This window comes from Bacillus sp. B15-48 (genome assembly GCF_016879755.1).
In the GTDB taxonomy this organism is placed as follows: Bacteria; Bacillota; Bacilli; order Bacillales; family Cytobacillaceae; genus Mesobacillus_B.
This window is the reverse complement of the sequence record NZ_WOFU01000001.1, coordinates 35,917-48,363: the sequence shown is the minus strand read 5'-3', so window position 1 is coordinate 48,363 and position 12,447 is coordinate 35,917. Positions and strand designations below refer to the sequence as shown.

The 12,447-nt window shown below is 38.8% G+C and carries 14 protein-coding genes; 6 read left to right on the top strand and 8 right to left on the bottom strand.

The features are described 5' to 3' along the window. Nucleotides 1–101: 101 nt before the first annotated feature. From GNT69_RS00270 to GNT69_RS00255, 4 genes are all read left to right on the top strand, one after another. Nucleotides 102–485 (top strand): DUF309 domain-containing protein, encoded by a 384-nt coding sequence (locus tag GNT69_RS00270; protein WP_203552954.1) that lies wholly within the window; start codon nucleotides 102–104, stop codon nucleotides 483–485. Between the two features lie 64 nt (nucleotides 486–549). After that, nucleotides 550–2,055, top strand: coding sequence for a leucyl aminopeptidase (locus GNT69_RS00265; protein ID WP_203553915.1), 1,506 nt, complete (start codon nucleotides 550–552; stop codon nucleotides 2,053–2,055). A 185-nt stretch (nucleotides 2,056–2,240) separates the two neighbouring features. After that, the gene (locus GNT69_RS00260) at nucleotides 2,241–3,554 is read left to right on the top strand and encodes a Na+/H+ antiporter family protein (protein ID WP_203552953.1); all 1,314 of its coding nucleotides are present in this window, start codon (nucleotides 2,241–2,243) and stop codon (nucleotides 3,552–3,554) included. Between the two features lie 105 nt (nucleotides 3,555–3,659). Further along, nucleotides 3,660–3,902 (top strand): hypothetical protein, encoded by a 243-nt coding sequence (locus GNT69_RS00255; protein WP_203552952.1) that lies wholly within the window; start codon nucleotides 3,660–3,662, stop codon nucleotides 3,900–3,902. Between the two features lie 158 nt (nucleotides 3,903–4,060). Here GNT69_RS00255 and GNT69_RS00250 read toward each other — a convergent pair whose 3' ends face one another. From GNT69_RS00250 to GNT69_RS00215, 8 genes are all read right to left on the bottom strand, one after another. Further along, a complete protein-coding gene (locus GNT69_RS00250) occupies nucleotides 4,061–5,203 on the bottom strand; it encodes an FAD-dependent monooxygenase (protein ID WP_203552951.1) in 1,143 nt (380 codons plus the stop codon). Nucleotides 5,204–5,364: 161 nt separating this feature from the next. Next, a complete protein-coding gene (mnhG, locus tag GNT69_RS00245; protein WP_203552950.1) occupies nucleotides 5,365–5,736 on the bottom strand; it encodes a monovalent cation/H(+) antiporter subunit G in 372 nt (123 codons plus the stop codon). Beyond that, nucleotides 5,720–6,004 carry a Na(+)/H(+) antiporter subunit F1 gene (locus GNT69_RS00240; RefSeq protein WP_203552949.1) on the bottom strand — a complete coding sequence of 95 codons (285 nt, stop codon included), beginning with the start codon at nucleotides 6,002–6,004 and terminating at the stop codon, nucleotides 5,720–5,722. Before GNT69_RS00240 ends, mnhG begins: the two co-directional genes overlap by 17 nt. After that, a complete protein-coding gene (locus GNT69_RS00235) occupies nucleotides 6,004–6,480 on the bottom strand; it encodes a Na+/H+ antiporter subunit E (protein ID WP_203552948.1) in 477 nt (158 codons plus the stop codon). The genes GNT69_RS00240 and GNT69_RS00235 overlap by 1 nt, the downstream gene beginning before the upstream one ends. A 6-nt stretch (nucleotides 6,481–6,486) precedes the next feature. Next, on the bottom strand, nucleotides 6,487–7,971 hold the full coding sequence (locus GNT69_RS00230) for a Na+/H+ antiporter subunit D (protein ID WP_203552947.1): 1,485 nt from the start codon (nucleotides 7,969–7,971) through the stop codon (nucleotides 6,487–6,489). Next, nucleotides 7,964–8,305 carry a Na(+)/H(+) antiporter subunit C gene (locus GNT69_RS00225; RefSeq protein WP_203552946.1) on the bottom strand — a complete coding sequence of 114 codons (342 nt, stop codon included), beginning with the start codon at nucleotides 8,303–8,305 and terminating at the stop codon, nucleotides 7,964–7,966. Before GNT69_RS00225 ends, GNT69_RS00230 begins: the two co-directional genes overlap by 8 nt. Next, on the bottom strand, nucleotides 8,305–8,727 hold the full coding sequence (locus GNT69_RS00220; RefSeq protein ID WP_203552945.1) for a Na(+)/H(+) antiporter subunit B: 423 nt from the start codon (nucleotides 8,725–8,727) through the stop codon (nucleotides 8,305–8,307). The genes GNT69_RS00225 and GNT69_RS00220 overlap by 1 nt, the downstream gene beginning before the upstream one ends. Continuing rightward, the gene (locus GNT69_RS00215; protein WP_203552944.1) at nucleotides 8,724–11,132 is read right to left on the bottom strand and encodes a Na+/H+ antiporter subunit A; all 2,409 of its coding nucleotides are present in this window, start codon (nucleotides 11,130–11,132) and stop codon (nucleotides 8,724–8,726) included. Before GNT69_RS00215 ends, GNT69_RS00220 begins: the two co-directional genes overlap by 4 nt. A 241-nt stretch (nucleotides 11,133–11,373) precedes the next feature. On the opposite strand from GNT69_RS00215, the gene GNT69_RS00210 reads away from it, so the two are divergent. Continuing rightward, a complete protein-coding gene (locus GNT69_RS00210) occupies nucleotides 11,374–11,601 on the top strand; it encodes a hypothetical protein (RefSeq protein WP_203552943.1) in 228 nt (75 codons plus the stop codon). A 205-nt stretch (nucleotides 11,602–11,806) separates the two neighbouring features. Continuing rightward, nucleotides 11,807–12,427 (top strand): 3'-5' exonuclease KapD, encoded by a 621-nt coding sequence (gene kapD, locus GNT69_RS00205; protein ID WP_203552942.1) that lies wholly within the window; start codon nucleotides 11,807–11,809, stop codon nucleotides 12,425–12,427. The last annotated feature ends 20 nt before the right edge of the window (nucleotides 12,428–12,447 follow it).

Below are 12,447 nucleotides of genomic sequence, written 5' to 3'. Positions count from 1 at the left end.
CCCCTTTCAAGATTAAAAATTGATAGCATATTTGTTAAAATGTTAAGGTGTTAAGATGAATTTTGATATGATAAGGGTAATAATGCTCTGGAGGTGAAGAAATGGAGCAAGATTACCCAATGGAATATTATCAATTTTTCATCAAATTTAACGAAGATGATTATTATACTTGTCACGATCTCCTAGAAGAAATGTGGATGGAAGACAAGCGTAATTTATTTTTAAAGGGGCTTTTGCAGATGAGCGTCGCCCTTTATCACTATAGTTATGGCAATGTAAAAGGAACACGTTCAATGTTAGAAGTTGCACATAAATATTTAGGTCGTTATTTGCCAAAACATTGGGGATTAGACTTAGTCCCTGTCCTTGAGTTTATCGAAGACTGCCTCTCTATTATACCAGAAGATATCGACCATGTTCCGTTTTCTGAAATTAACACTTTGCCAAAACTTCCGGTTTTGATCTTGAATATCGAAGATGATTAGGAACTCGAAATAATTAAGATGATTCGCTATAATGGGAGAGAAAAGTATGTTGGAGGTGGAGCATTTGTTTACCGTAAAAAAAGAAATCAATCTAAACACAACAGATGAGTGTTTAGTAGTAGGAATCTTTAATAAAACGACAGCACTTTCCGGCTTAGTAGATGAGGTCAATCAACGATTCGACGGGATGCTAACAGAGTTGATTAAAAACGGAGATATATCTACGAAGAAAAAAACATTCTCAAAAATACATACATTTAATAAAATTGGCGCAAAAAGAATTTATTTCGTCGGGTTAGGGAAAGAGAAAGATTTTTCATTTGAGTTGTTACGTGAATCATTTGGTCGCTTGTTTAAATCGCTTAAATCTGAGAAATGGACAGAAGCGGCAGTTGCAATCGATACATTCATTGGGGATAATGTCGATGCATCCGATGTAGCTCATGCGTTAGGTGAAGCTTTTTCAGTCGCCCCATACGAGTTTGAGGGGTATAAACAAAAACGGAATGAACCGAAAAAAGAACTGGAGAAGTTAACAATCTATTCGACAACCGCTGATGAAAAGGAGTTAGAAGCTGCACTCTCTGTTGGCTATGTATTCGGAAAGGGAGTCAATTCAGCACGAACGCTCGTAAATTTGCCAGGAAATATGTTAACAGCTACAGATTTGGCTGAATATGCGCGTAGCCTAGGTGAAAAATATCAACTTGAAGTGGAAATACTTGATAAGGATGAGATTGAGAAATTAGGCATGGGTGCGTTATTAGCGGTTAATCAAGGTTCTGAAGAGCCACCGAAAATGATTGTGCTCAAATATCAAGGTAAAGATGAATGGAAGGATGTTATTGGCTTAGTTGGAAAGGGGATAACCTTTGATACGGGCGGATACTCTTTGAAGACGAAAACTGGAATTGTCGGAATGAAAACGGATATGGGAGGTGCAGCAACGGTTCTCGGGGCAATGGAAATTATAGGTGAGCTGAAGCCTGAACAAAATGTTGTTGCGGTTATTGCTTCCACAGATAATATGGTCAGTGGAAAAGCTTTTAAACCGGATGATGTGATTACCTCTATGAGTGGAAAAACAATCGAAGTGTTAAATACAGATGCGGAAGGCCGCCTCGTCCTCGCAGATGCTGTCACATACGCAAAACACAATGGGGCGAATTATTTAGTTGATGTTGCGACTTTAACAGGTGGAGTTATTACAGCCCTTGGGTTGGAAACAACCGGTGCGTTCACAAATAATGAGGGATGGTTTGAGCAAATAGTAGAAGCTTCATTTGAAGCAGGCGAACAAATGTGGCGCTTACCGATATTTGAAAAAGATAGAGAGAGAGTTCGAAGCAGTAAAATAGCTGATTTAAATAATTCACCAGGCAGTGAAGGCCATGCAATTATGGGTGCTGCCTTTGTCGGAGAATTTGCCGAAGATACTCCGTGGGTACATTTAGATATAGCTGGTACGTCTGTCACCCGAAAAGATCATGACCTAGGCCCTGCTGGTGCGACAGGTGTCATGGTTCGAACATTAGCATTGCTTGTAGAAAGATTCGAACCTATTTCTTAACCGTATATCATTGTAGTAAAAGCCCTTCATTATGTGAAGGGCTTTTACTATTGTAAAAAAATATTCATTGACACTAAAATTGATCCTATGCTATTTTATACTTGTATTTTAATTCTCTACCAATTTAATATACTAAAGTGTGTCGATTGAACATCGATAAAAAACATCAAAAAAGAGGAGACATTATGAACGCTGTTGTAATTGCTGTCCTTGTAATGCTTATATTGAGCTTATTTCGTGTCAATGTTGTTCTATCCTTAATTTTCGCCTCCCTTGTCGGGGGATTAGTAGGAGGCTTAGGGTTAGAAGAGACAGTTGAAGTATTTGCAAATGGATTAGGTGGAAGTGCTGAAGTAGCATTAAGCTATGCGTTATTGGGAGGTTTTGCGGTTGCTATCTCAGCAACAGGACTACCCAATGCATTAGTGGACTGGCTACTTAATTTAGTTGGGAAAAGTGGCGAAAAAAAAGCGAGGATGTATTCGAAAGTTCTTCTCATCTCGATTATTCTTTTAATGGCTATCTTTTCACAGAACTTAATTCCGATCCACATCGCTTTTATTCCGATAATGATTCCACCATTATTGTATATTTTTAATGAATTGAATGTTGATCGAAGGTTAATTGCTTCTGTATTAACTTTTGGCCTTGTCACTCCTTATATGCTCCTTCCAGCTGGTTTTGGGAAGATTTTTCATGATATATTACAAACAAATATTACTGATAGTGGCTTAGCGATAAGTGCGAGTGATATCCCAATTGCTATGCTACTTCCAGCATTTGGTATGCTAGTCGGATTACTATTCGCAATTTTTATTACTTACCGTAAGCCGAGATCCTATGTCGAGAGCCAAAAAGTGAAAGCAGAAAAAGTCGAGTATTCCAAGAAGGGAATCATCTTCTCGTGTATCGCGATTGTTGCAGCTCTTGCTACCCAATTAATGACAGAATCAATGATCATGGGTGCGTTAACCGGAATTGTTGTTATTTATGTCAGTGGTTCAATAAAGTGGAATGAAGCGGATCAGCTTTTGACGGAAGGGATGCGAATGATGGCATTCATCGGTTTTGTAATGCTTTCAGCCTTTGGTTTTGCTGATGTGTTAAAAGCGACGGGAGATGTTGCTGGTCTTGTCGAAGCAGCAGCTTCAGCGATTGGCAATAACAAACCTTTAGGTGCCATTTTAATGTTAATTGTCGGATTGCTTGTAACGATGGGGATTGGTTCTTCCTTTTCAACGATTCCTGTTATAGCCACTATATTTGTTCCATTATGTATCGAACTAGGATTTAGTCCGATGGCGACAATTGCGATTGTTGGTACAGCTGCTGCGCTAGGGGATGCAGGTTCTCCTGCTTCTGACAGTACGCTAGGACCAACAGCAGGACTAAATGTAGATGGCCAACATAATCATATTTGGGATACTTGTGTTCCTACTTTCACTCATTATAATCTTTCGCTCATTCTATTTGGTTGGATTGCAGCGATGATCTTTTAACTAGAGAATGGTTTTCTCCTTTATTTAGTCGATTGCCCACTCATTCCATTAGGTACTTGCATATGAAATAGGGAAGGGATTAGACAAATAAAAGGAGGTAGTCATATGAGACATATGAGATCACCCTATTACCATGGATATGATAGTCGCGGACCTTTATTTTTTGGTCCTTTTCTTGGCGGAGTATTAGGCGGAGTATTAGGTGGAGGTTTAGTAGGTGCATTTGCAAGGCCTCGTCCATTTTATGGTCCGATGATGGGAGCGCCAATTCCAAGACCGATGCACCCATATGGGTTTGGATATGGACATGGATATGGATATGGTGCAGCACCGTATCCGTATTGGTAAAATAAAAGCAGCTCTTTAAGAGCTGTTTTTATTTTTTAAAAACAAAGAATGGACGCAAATAAACTTTACGGAGAATAAATAAGGAGATAAATGATATCAAGATGGACGATTGCTGTTATAAAAATAAAAGGGTCAAAAAGTTAATTTATATGGAACATTTATTGACATGTTTCCATCCCGAAAATGGATTTCAGCTTTTTCTCATGGAATCGGTCAGGAACTAGCTTGAAAAGTTTATTTCTAATTGAGCAAAGAGCAGGTTTATCGAGTTGCGCCATTTTATACAGACGATCCATATCCGCAGAGATTCGCATATTTCGGCCGAGACTTTGCTTTTCATACTCTTTAAATGCTTCTCCTAATGAAACTTCTGAGCTAAGAGTGTTGGATAGGGCATATGCATCTTCAATGGCTTGTGAGGAAAACTGATCAAGATTCGAAGGACACACATTGCCTGCCTCTCCCAATAATAAGATTCTTCCGTAAAGATATTGCTGTAAAAGGTCAAGCTTAAACAAGTCTTTCTTATATAGTGGTTGATCCTCTTGCTTTTCAAGAATTGTTTGAATCGGTTCATGATATGAAAAAAAATTAAAAAGAAGATCTAGTGAATTCCAATTCTTGTAGTTTTCGTGTTGGTTACATTTTTTTATTGCATACCAATAAATCTTATTATTTTGCAGAGGAACAATACCAAAAATTCCATGCGGTCCCCATGTCTCGCTATATCCAACTTTTCCTATTTCTTCATCCCAGTCAATGATGCCATTCCAACTAGATAGACCTGTGTATTGTGGTTCAAGATCTGGGAATAGTTTAGTTCGAATAAAAGAATTAGCGCCATCACAAGCAATTAAATAATCCATAGTCTTTCTTGTATGATCGCCAAAGCTTATTTGAATCCCATCATCCGTTTCAATGAAAAAATTGACATTTTTCTGAAAGTGGACAGTTCCCGGAATCAAGGCAGCCATTAATATGGTCTTAAATTCGTCTACTGGTACGGAAAGGAACTTTGATGTAGATGATTGGTAGGTTAGATTCGCAAGCGATTTGCCTATTTCAGAATAAATGGTACATTTTTCGGCGGATAAGCCAATTTCTTGTATTCTTTTTTTTAGTCCAAAATATTCGAGGCATTGTAAGGCATTTTCGCCGAGAACGATTCCCGTTCCATACTTGTTATTTTGATCATTTCGATCATAAACTTCAGCGTGAACCCCTTTTTGTTGTAGAGCTAACGCCGTGCATAACCCGGGAATTCCCCCCCCAATGATGGCGATTTTTTCGTTTCTCAACATGTCCACCTCCAAGTTCCTCTTAATTAAACTATATGATAGGGCTTATTTTGAGTACATGGATAATTTTCGAACAATCGCTCATTTTCTGTAAATATGAACAAATGTCATAAAATGATAAAAAAGCCATTAATCAGCGATTAATGGCTTAAAGCTTAAAAACATTAAAGATTTCTACTTTTGCTCTTTTCTTTCTTTTGCAAATCTCGACCTAAATCATCTGTTACACTGCTTTCGGCCATTTTCACACCAGAATGGTAAGCAGCACGGCCTATCAAATGACCGCTTATTGGAGCCGTCATAAATATGAACAGGATCGCGAGCAACAGGCGTGAATTAAAATGACTTTCAAACACCATAAAATAGATTAGGGCACCAAGGAGGATCATCATAACGCCTAGGGTCGTTGCTTTGGCAATGGCGTGGTTTCGCGTGTAAACATCTGGAAGTCGAATCGCACCGATGGTGGCGATAAGACTTAATAAAGATCCAATAATGATAAATAAACCGATGATAAACTCATAAATTCCTGTCACGTTTGATAATCTCTCCTTTCTCGAGGTATTTCGCAAAGGCAACTGTCCCGATAAAGGCTAAAATTCCGATCAGAAGAATAATGTCTAGAAAGACACTTGTTCTCAGTAAAATGGACAAGAGCGCAACAACCGCGACGAGATTAATTCCTAAACCATCAAGGGCAATGACTCGGTCTGGTACGGAAGGCCCCTTGACCACACGATAGATGAGACCGCTCATGGCGATGGAAATCGCGAATAACGCGATGTATAAAAATGTATCGACCATTAACGGCTCACCTCCAAGATTGCTTTTTCGAATGAATTTTTAATTCCATCGATTTCCTCTTTCACATCATCAATATTGATTGCATGGATGTAAAGAACACTGTTATCTTCAGACACTTGAACGGTTAGTGTACCTGGTGTTAATGAAATGAGGCTGGAAAGCAATAAGATTTCCCAGTCTTTCCTCAGTTCAATCGGGAGGGCAAAGATCCCTGGTTTAATATCTAACTTCGGTTTAACAATGAGCATAACGACCCCAAAAGTTGATTGAACAAGTGCTTTCAAGAACAGTAACATCAATTTGAAGGTGGCATATACCGGGTGAAAGTAAAACCGAGTATTGAAAAGCTTCCTGAAAATAAACAGAAAGACAAATCCCCAAAAATAACCGACAACAAATGATCCTAGGGTAAAGTTTGTTTTCATAAACATATACGTAAATGCAAGAAAAATATTAAGTAACATCTGAAATGCCATAGCACACTACTCCTTTAAAACGGCGTTAATATATATTTCCGGATCGCTTAGTGTCTCGGCAGCAAGAGAGATAATTGGGTAGATAGCCTCTGTTCCTACACCATAAAGAACAGCACAGATCGTTAATATGACAGGCGCAACAAGTAACCTTTTAACAGGTACTGTTTCCTCGTTTTTATATTCCCGTGCTTCGCCCCAGAAGCCGTTGATAAAAATTCTCATCACGGAGAAGAGAACAAAAAGGCTTGACATAAGGACAACACCAGACCCCCAGTAATTTCCTGCTTCAATTCCGGAACGGATAATCAATACTTTTCCGATAAATCCACTTAATGGTGGAACTCCTGCAAGAGCTAAAGCGGCAAGAAAATAAGTCCATGCAAGTCCAGGATAGCGATTAATGAGTCCGCCCATCTCTTTTAAGTTGCTTGAACCGGCTATTTTAATGATGATCCCAATTAGTAAGAATAACGCAGCTTTAATAATCATATCGTGGATGAGGTAAAATACCGACCCAGTTAATGCTTCTGCTGTGAAACTTGAAATCCCGAAGAGAATCACACCGATAGCGATAATAATATTGTAAATGATAATTTTCTTTACATCGGAGTAGGCAATTGCCCCGATCGCCCCGATAATAATCGTAAGGATCGCTAGAACTTCAAGCAGTCCGTGAGTGTAGGCGACATCCTGAGTGAAAAACAATGTGTACGTTCTTGTAATCGCATAGACACCTACTTTTGTTAATAAGGCGCCAAATAATGCCATGACCGGTGCTGGCGGAACGTAATAAGCACCAGGAAGCCAGAAATAAAGCGGAAAGATTGCCCCTTTAATTCCGAATACGATTAAGAATAAAACCGCGATTACCGTAACGATTCCTGATTGTCCCATTTCATTAAGTCGCATTCCAATATGGGCCATATTTAGCGTTCCAACAATCGAGTACAGATAGGCAATGGCGATGACAAACAAGCCAGATGAGATGATGTTAACAAGTAAGTATTTAATCGTTTCTCTCAATTGTGGCTTTGTTCCACCAATAGCAAGCAGTACATAGGAAGCCATTAGCATGACTTCAAAGAAGACAAATAAGTTAAAGATATCTCCGGTCGTAAAAGCACCATTCACACCGAGAATGAGGAAGAACAGAACTGGATAATAGTAGTGTTCTTCCCGGCTCTTTTCAATTGAATGAAAAGAATAGAGCAAACAGACTAAAGCAATGATGCTTGTTGTTAATACTAAGAGGGCGGAAAACATATCGGAAACAAGAGTGATTCCAAAAGGTGCTTCCCAATTACCTAAGTTCGTCGTTTGAATGCCCTTAGTATAAACCGTTGCGACAAGGAAACTTGCAGCAACAATCGTCAACACTGAACCAATTACTGACAGCAAGCGTTGAACAGGAATGTTTTTCCTGAAGAAAATCAGGATGATCGCAGTAATAAACGGTATTAGTAACGGTAAAACGATTAGACTATTATTCATTTCCTTCCTTTCCTCTCATGAGTTCCATATTATCGGTACCTAGCTCCTGGTAAGTACGGTATGCAAGTACTAGAAATAGAGCTGTTACTCCAAATGAAATAACAATTGCGGTCAATATTAAAGCTTGCGGAAGCGGGTCTGAATATGCCTCGGCCTGTTGGCCTAAAAGCGGTGCCGCGCCAGTTTTTAACCCCCCCATTGTTAGTAAGAGTAAATGTACTCCGTGACTCAGGAGACCTGTTCCAACAATAATTCTAAGTAAGCTTTTGGAAAGCATAAGATACGTCGCTGACATAAAAATGATTCCTACCAGAATTGCCATTAAAATTTCCATTAGTCACTCTCCCCAATCGTTTGAATAATGGCCATTGCGGTGCCTATGACGACTAGTACAACACCTATATCAAACAAAACAGCGGTATGGAGTGATAATTTCCCCAGAATTGGAAAATCGACATAGGTAAACCAATGGGTTAGAAATGCTTTACCGAATAAGAGCCCGCCGATTCCCGTTCCTACAGCAAATAGTAGTCCAACTGCGATAACCACTAGATAATTAAACGGCAGGAATTTCGCAACCGTTTTAATGTCATAAGTAATTAGGAGTAAAACTAATGCTCCAGCGAAGATTAATCCTCCGATAAACCCTCCGCCAGGGTAGTAGTGACCAGCAAAAAAGATATCGATTGCAAACACTAGGATGATGAATAACAGAATCCTAGTAGCGGTTTCTAAAATCACGTTATTTGTCTTCATCCTTGTTCTTTCCCCCTCGACATCCGTAATTTGATAAATGTAAAGACCCCAAGGGCTGCAATTCCAAGAACAGCAATTTCAAACAATGTATCAAAACTCCGGAAGTCAACAAGTATAACGTTAACCATATTTTCGCCGGCTGCTTTTGTATACGTATTTTCCACATAATATTGAGAAATTGATTCAAACGCTTTGCTGCTATGAGCGGATAACGCAATTAAAGTTACGATCAGCCCAACACCAACAGAAATGATCGCATTGCTTACTTTGAATTTCATTCGCTCATGGTGCCATTTCTTCGGTAATCGATAAAAGGCAAGTAAAAATAACGCAACAGAAATCGTTTCAATCACAAGCTGTGTTAATGCAAGATCTGGAGCCCTAAAAATCGCATAGAATAACGAGATGGCATATCCTACAGCACCGAGCAGGATAATCGTTGTCATCCGTGACTTTGCAAATAAAATTGAAACGGAACCGACAGCAATAATTACGACTAGAACTACCTCAAAGGCATGAATTTCTGCTACGTTTGCTAAGTCTAGTGCAAATGCATTTTTAGTAATCAATGTCGCCCCGAGTATTAAGACAAAGAACGCAAAGATATAGATTAGATAGGTTCGAATCGAATCTGTCATGTACGCATTTGTAAAACGATTAGCTCCTGTTTGAATACCCGCTAAACCATGATCATAAGCAGAGTTTAACGAGAATCTTTCAGGCATTCGAGTGTAAATTCCTGTCCATCTTGGCATGAACTTATACAAGAGGATCCCGGCGATAACGACACCAATCGTCATCCAAAGTTCAGGTGATTCAAAACCATGCCAATGATAAATATGAACATCAAATTCCATTCCAGCCGCCAACAAAGTTGGGAGAATAGAGGCCATAACGGCTTCGATTAACGGTGAAACAATATTAGGGAAGAACCCAATGATCACAACTAATGAAACGAGAATAATTGGGGAAATAAGCATCCCAATTGGTGCCTCATGCGGCTTTTGTACTTTTAATTTTTCTGGCTGGAATTTTCCAGTGAATGTTTTAAAGACAATAATCATGCTGTATAAAAATGTGAATACGCTGGCCACCCAAGCGATGATTGGGAATAGAATTCCTAAAGTATCCATGTTGAAAAACCCAATTTCCTGCGCCCTTAGCATTCCTGTAAAGAACATTTCTTTACTAAGGAACCCATTGAATGGCGGCAGTCCAGCCATTGAAAAGGAACCAATTACTGCAATCGTAAATGTGATAGGCATGATGGTCATCAAGCCGCCAAGATTGCGGATATCGCGCGTACCTGTTTCATGATCAACAATCCCGACCATCATGAATAGACTTCCTTTAAAGGTAGCATGATTTAATAAATGAAAGACTGCAGCTGTGATAGCAACCGTATAAAAACCATTTTCAAATTCAGGATAGTGAAGCGCAGCTGCTCCGAGTCCTAAAAGGGACATTATCAACCCCAACTGACTGACTGTTGAATAAGCGAGAATTCCCTTTAAGTCGGTATGTTTTACGGCAGAGAATGATCCCCAGAATAAGGTTATAATCCCAAATCCAGCGACAAGCCATATCCATAACCCTTCATAAGCAAATACAGGTGTCAACCTAGCAACTAAGTAAATCCCTGCCTTTACCATTGTGGCAGAATGCAAATAAGCACTAACAGGTGTTGGAGCTTCCATTGCATCTGGGAGCCAAATGTGGAATGGAAATTGTGCAGACTTTGTAAATGCTCCAAGCAAAATACAAAGTAAAACAGCTATGAACAGGTCATGTCCGACAATTTCCCCCGCCATGGCGATTGTTTCAGAAACGCTGAATGTTCCTGTCATTAAGTAAAGGAGGACAATCCCTCCAAGCATTGAAAATCCGCCAAAAACCGTAATCAACATCGATTTTTGCGCACCATAGCGAGAACGCTCTCGATAGTTCCAGTACCCAATCAGTAGAAAGGATGAGAAACTTGTTAGCTCCCAAAAGGCGTAGAGGACGATCAAGTTATCTGAAAGGACAACCCCAAGCATTGCACCGATAAATAATAGAAGATAAACATAAAATTGGTTTAACTTTTCTTTTTCTTTTGACAGATAATAAATGGAATATAAAACGACGAGTGCGCCAATTCCTGTGATTAATAGTGCAAATAATAGACCAAGCCCATCTACTCGCGCACTAAAATCAATTCCTAAAGATGGGATCCAACTAAGTGTTTCCATAGCTGCTTCACCATTTATGACTCCTGGTAGAAATGACAGAAAATAGCCAAATAATAATACCGGAAGTGGAAGGAGAAACCAGCCAGTATGAATCTTAGGGGCCCTCTTATGTAGAGAAGGAATAAAGATTGCCAATATCAATGGTGAAATAATGGCCAAGTGAAGCAAAGACAAATGTATAACCTCCCTTTAAATAACTTCTTTGTTTACGTATTTTTTTCCCATCATCACGAGTCTATGCTTATTGTTAACCAAACCCCCTTATGCAAACCAAAATATAGGAACAAAACCCTTAATTGCCATGTGAAATATTATATCGTAAATAAATACGGCATGCATCTTATGACCAAAATTGTCGAATGAAGTATAAATTTCATTCGGAATAGCCATCATAAATAATGATGGAGGGATGTCTATGGCGAAGAAAGTGGTTGTGTGCTTGTTTTTATTCCTTATTTTGTTTATTGGTGCATTCTCTCTGGACCGACAGCTTAGCCGTGAATTTTATGATCCTACCGGTGGAGAAAATGACGGTATGGTTCAAGTGCAGCAACTGGACGATGGGACTCCCTTGGAGTTTTTAAAGAATGAAATTTTTGCCCCAAGAGAGTACGTTAGAATTATCTCAACGGATAAGAGATAACAAAAAGGATGAACCAAACTTGTTCATCCTTTTTGTAATACGAAAGAAACCCAAAAAAGTTTTCATTTTTTTTATAAAAAGTGAAAACTTTTTTTTACTGAAGGGAAAACACAGAAAAATAGGAAAATTCACTTAAAAACATGCTATAATAGTAAAAATATGACGCATATATATTTTAAAAAGTTTTTGGAAAGTTGGGAGGAGAATGAAAAAAAAGGAAAGGGAAATATTTATTGATTTTGAATTTACGATGCCCGATAAAAATGGTAAAAAGCGAGGGTTTTTTCAGGAAATCATTGAGGCTGGGTTGGTCGTTGTTGAAAATGGAGAGGTTATGGAAAGGTTTTCTTCTTTTGTCGTCCCAAACCGGTTTCCGCTTCTTTCGAACCGTTGTAAGTCTTTTTTAAATATTTCACAGAAACAAGTAGATGATGGAATCTCCTTTCATGAGCTTGTAAACAAATTAAGAATGCTCGAAGATAATGTCCCGGGACGGATTATAACCTGGGGAAATATGGATATGAAGGTATTGCGCGATAATTGCCGTAAAGTTGGGTTTTCTTTCCCATTTATTGGAGATGAAATTGATTTTTCGTTGGAATACAAGCGTTTTTTTGGCAATAAAAATCAAACCGGCCTATGGAGAGCGGTTCAGGAATATGGAAGAGAAGGAACAGGGAAGCATCATCGTGCTTTAGATGATGCACTAACTACTTATCATATTTATAAACTGGTTGAACAAGACAAACAATACTTAAAAAAGCCAAAGCCGCCAACCATTGGCGATCGAATTGATCTTTCAAAACTGTATAATAAATTTGCTTAAAAGCCAGATATCATGAGGAA

Bases quoted from the DNA above. Each gene is read 5' to 3' on its own strand.
- GNT69_RS00270 (WP_203552954.1), top strand. From the start codon at position 102: ATGGAGCAAGATTACCCAATGGAATATTATCAATTTTTCATCAAATTT.
- GNT69_RS00260 (WP_203552953.1), top strand. From the start codon at position 2,241: ATGAACGCTGTTGTAATTGCTGTCCTTGTAATGCTTATATTGAGCTTA.
- GNT69_RS00255 (WP_203552952.1), top strand. From the start codon at position 3,660: ATGAGACATATGAGATCACCCTATTACCATGGATATGATAGTCGCGGA.
- GNT69_RS00250 (WP_203552951.1), bottom strand. From the start codon at position 5,203: ATGTTGAGAAACGAAAAAATCGCCATCATTGGGGGGGGAATTCCCGGG.
- GNT69_RS00240 (WP_203552949.1), bottom strand. From the start codon at position 6,004: ATGGTCGATACATTTTTATACATCGCGTTATTCGCGATTTCCATCGCC.
- GNT69_RS00235 (WP_203552948.1), bottom strand. From the start codon at position 6,480: ATGGCATTTCAGATGTTACTTAATATTTTTCTTGCATTTACGTATATG.
- GNT69_RS00230 (WP_203552947.1), bottom strand. From the start codon at position 7,971: ATGAATAATAGTCTAATCGTTTTACCGTTACTAATACCGTTTATTACT.
- GNT69_RS00225 (WP_203552946.1), bottom strand. From the start codon at position 8,305: ATGGAAATTTTAATGGCAATTCTGGTAGGAATCATTTTTATGTCAGCG.
- GNT69_RS00220 (WP_203552945.1), bottom strand. From the start codon at position 8,727: ATGAAGACAAATAACGTGATTTTAGAAACCGCTACTAGGATTCTGTTA.
- GNT69_RS00210 (WP_203552943.1), top strand. From the start codon at position 11,374: ATGGCGAAGAAAGTGGTTGTGTGCTTGTTTTTATTCCTTATTTTGTTT.
- kapD (WP_203552942.1), top strand. From the start codon at position 11,807: ATGAAAAAAAAGGAAAGGGAAATATTTATTGATTTTGAATTTACGATG.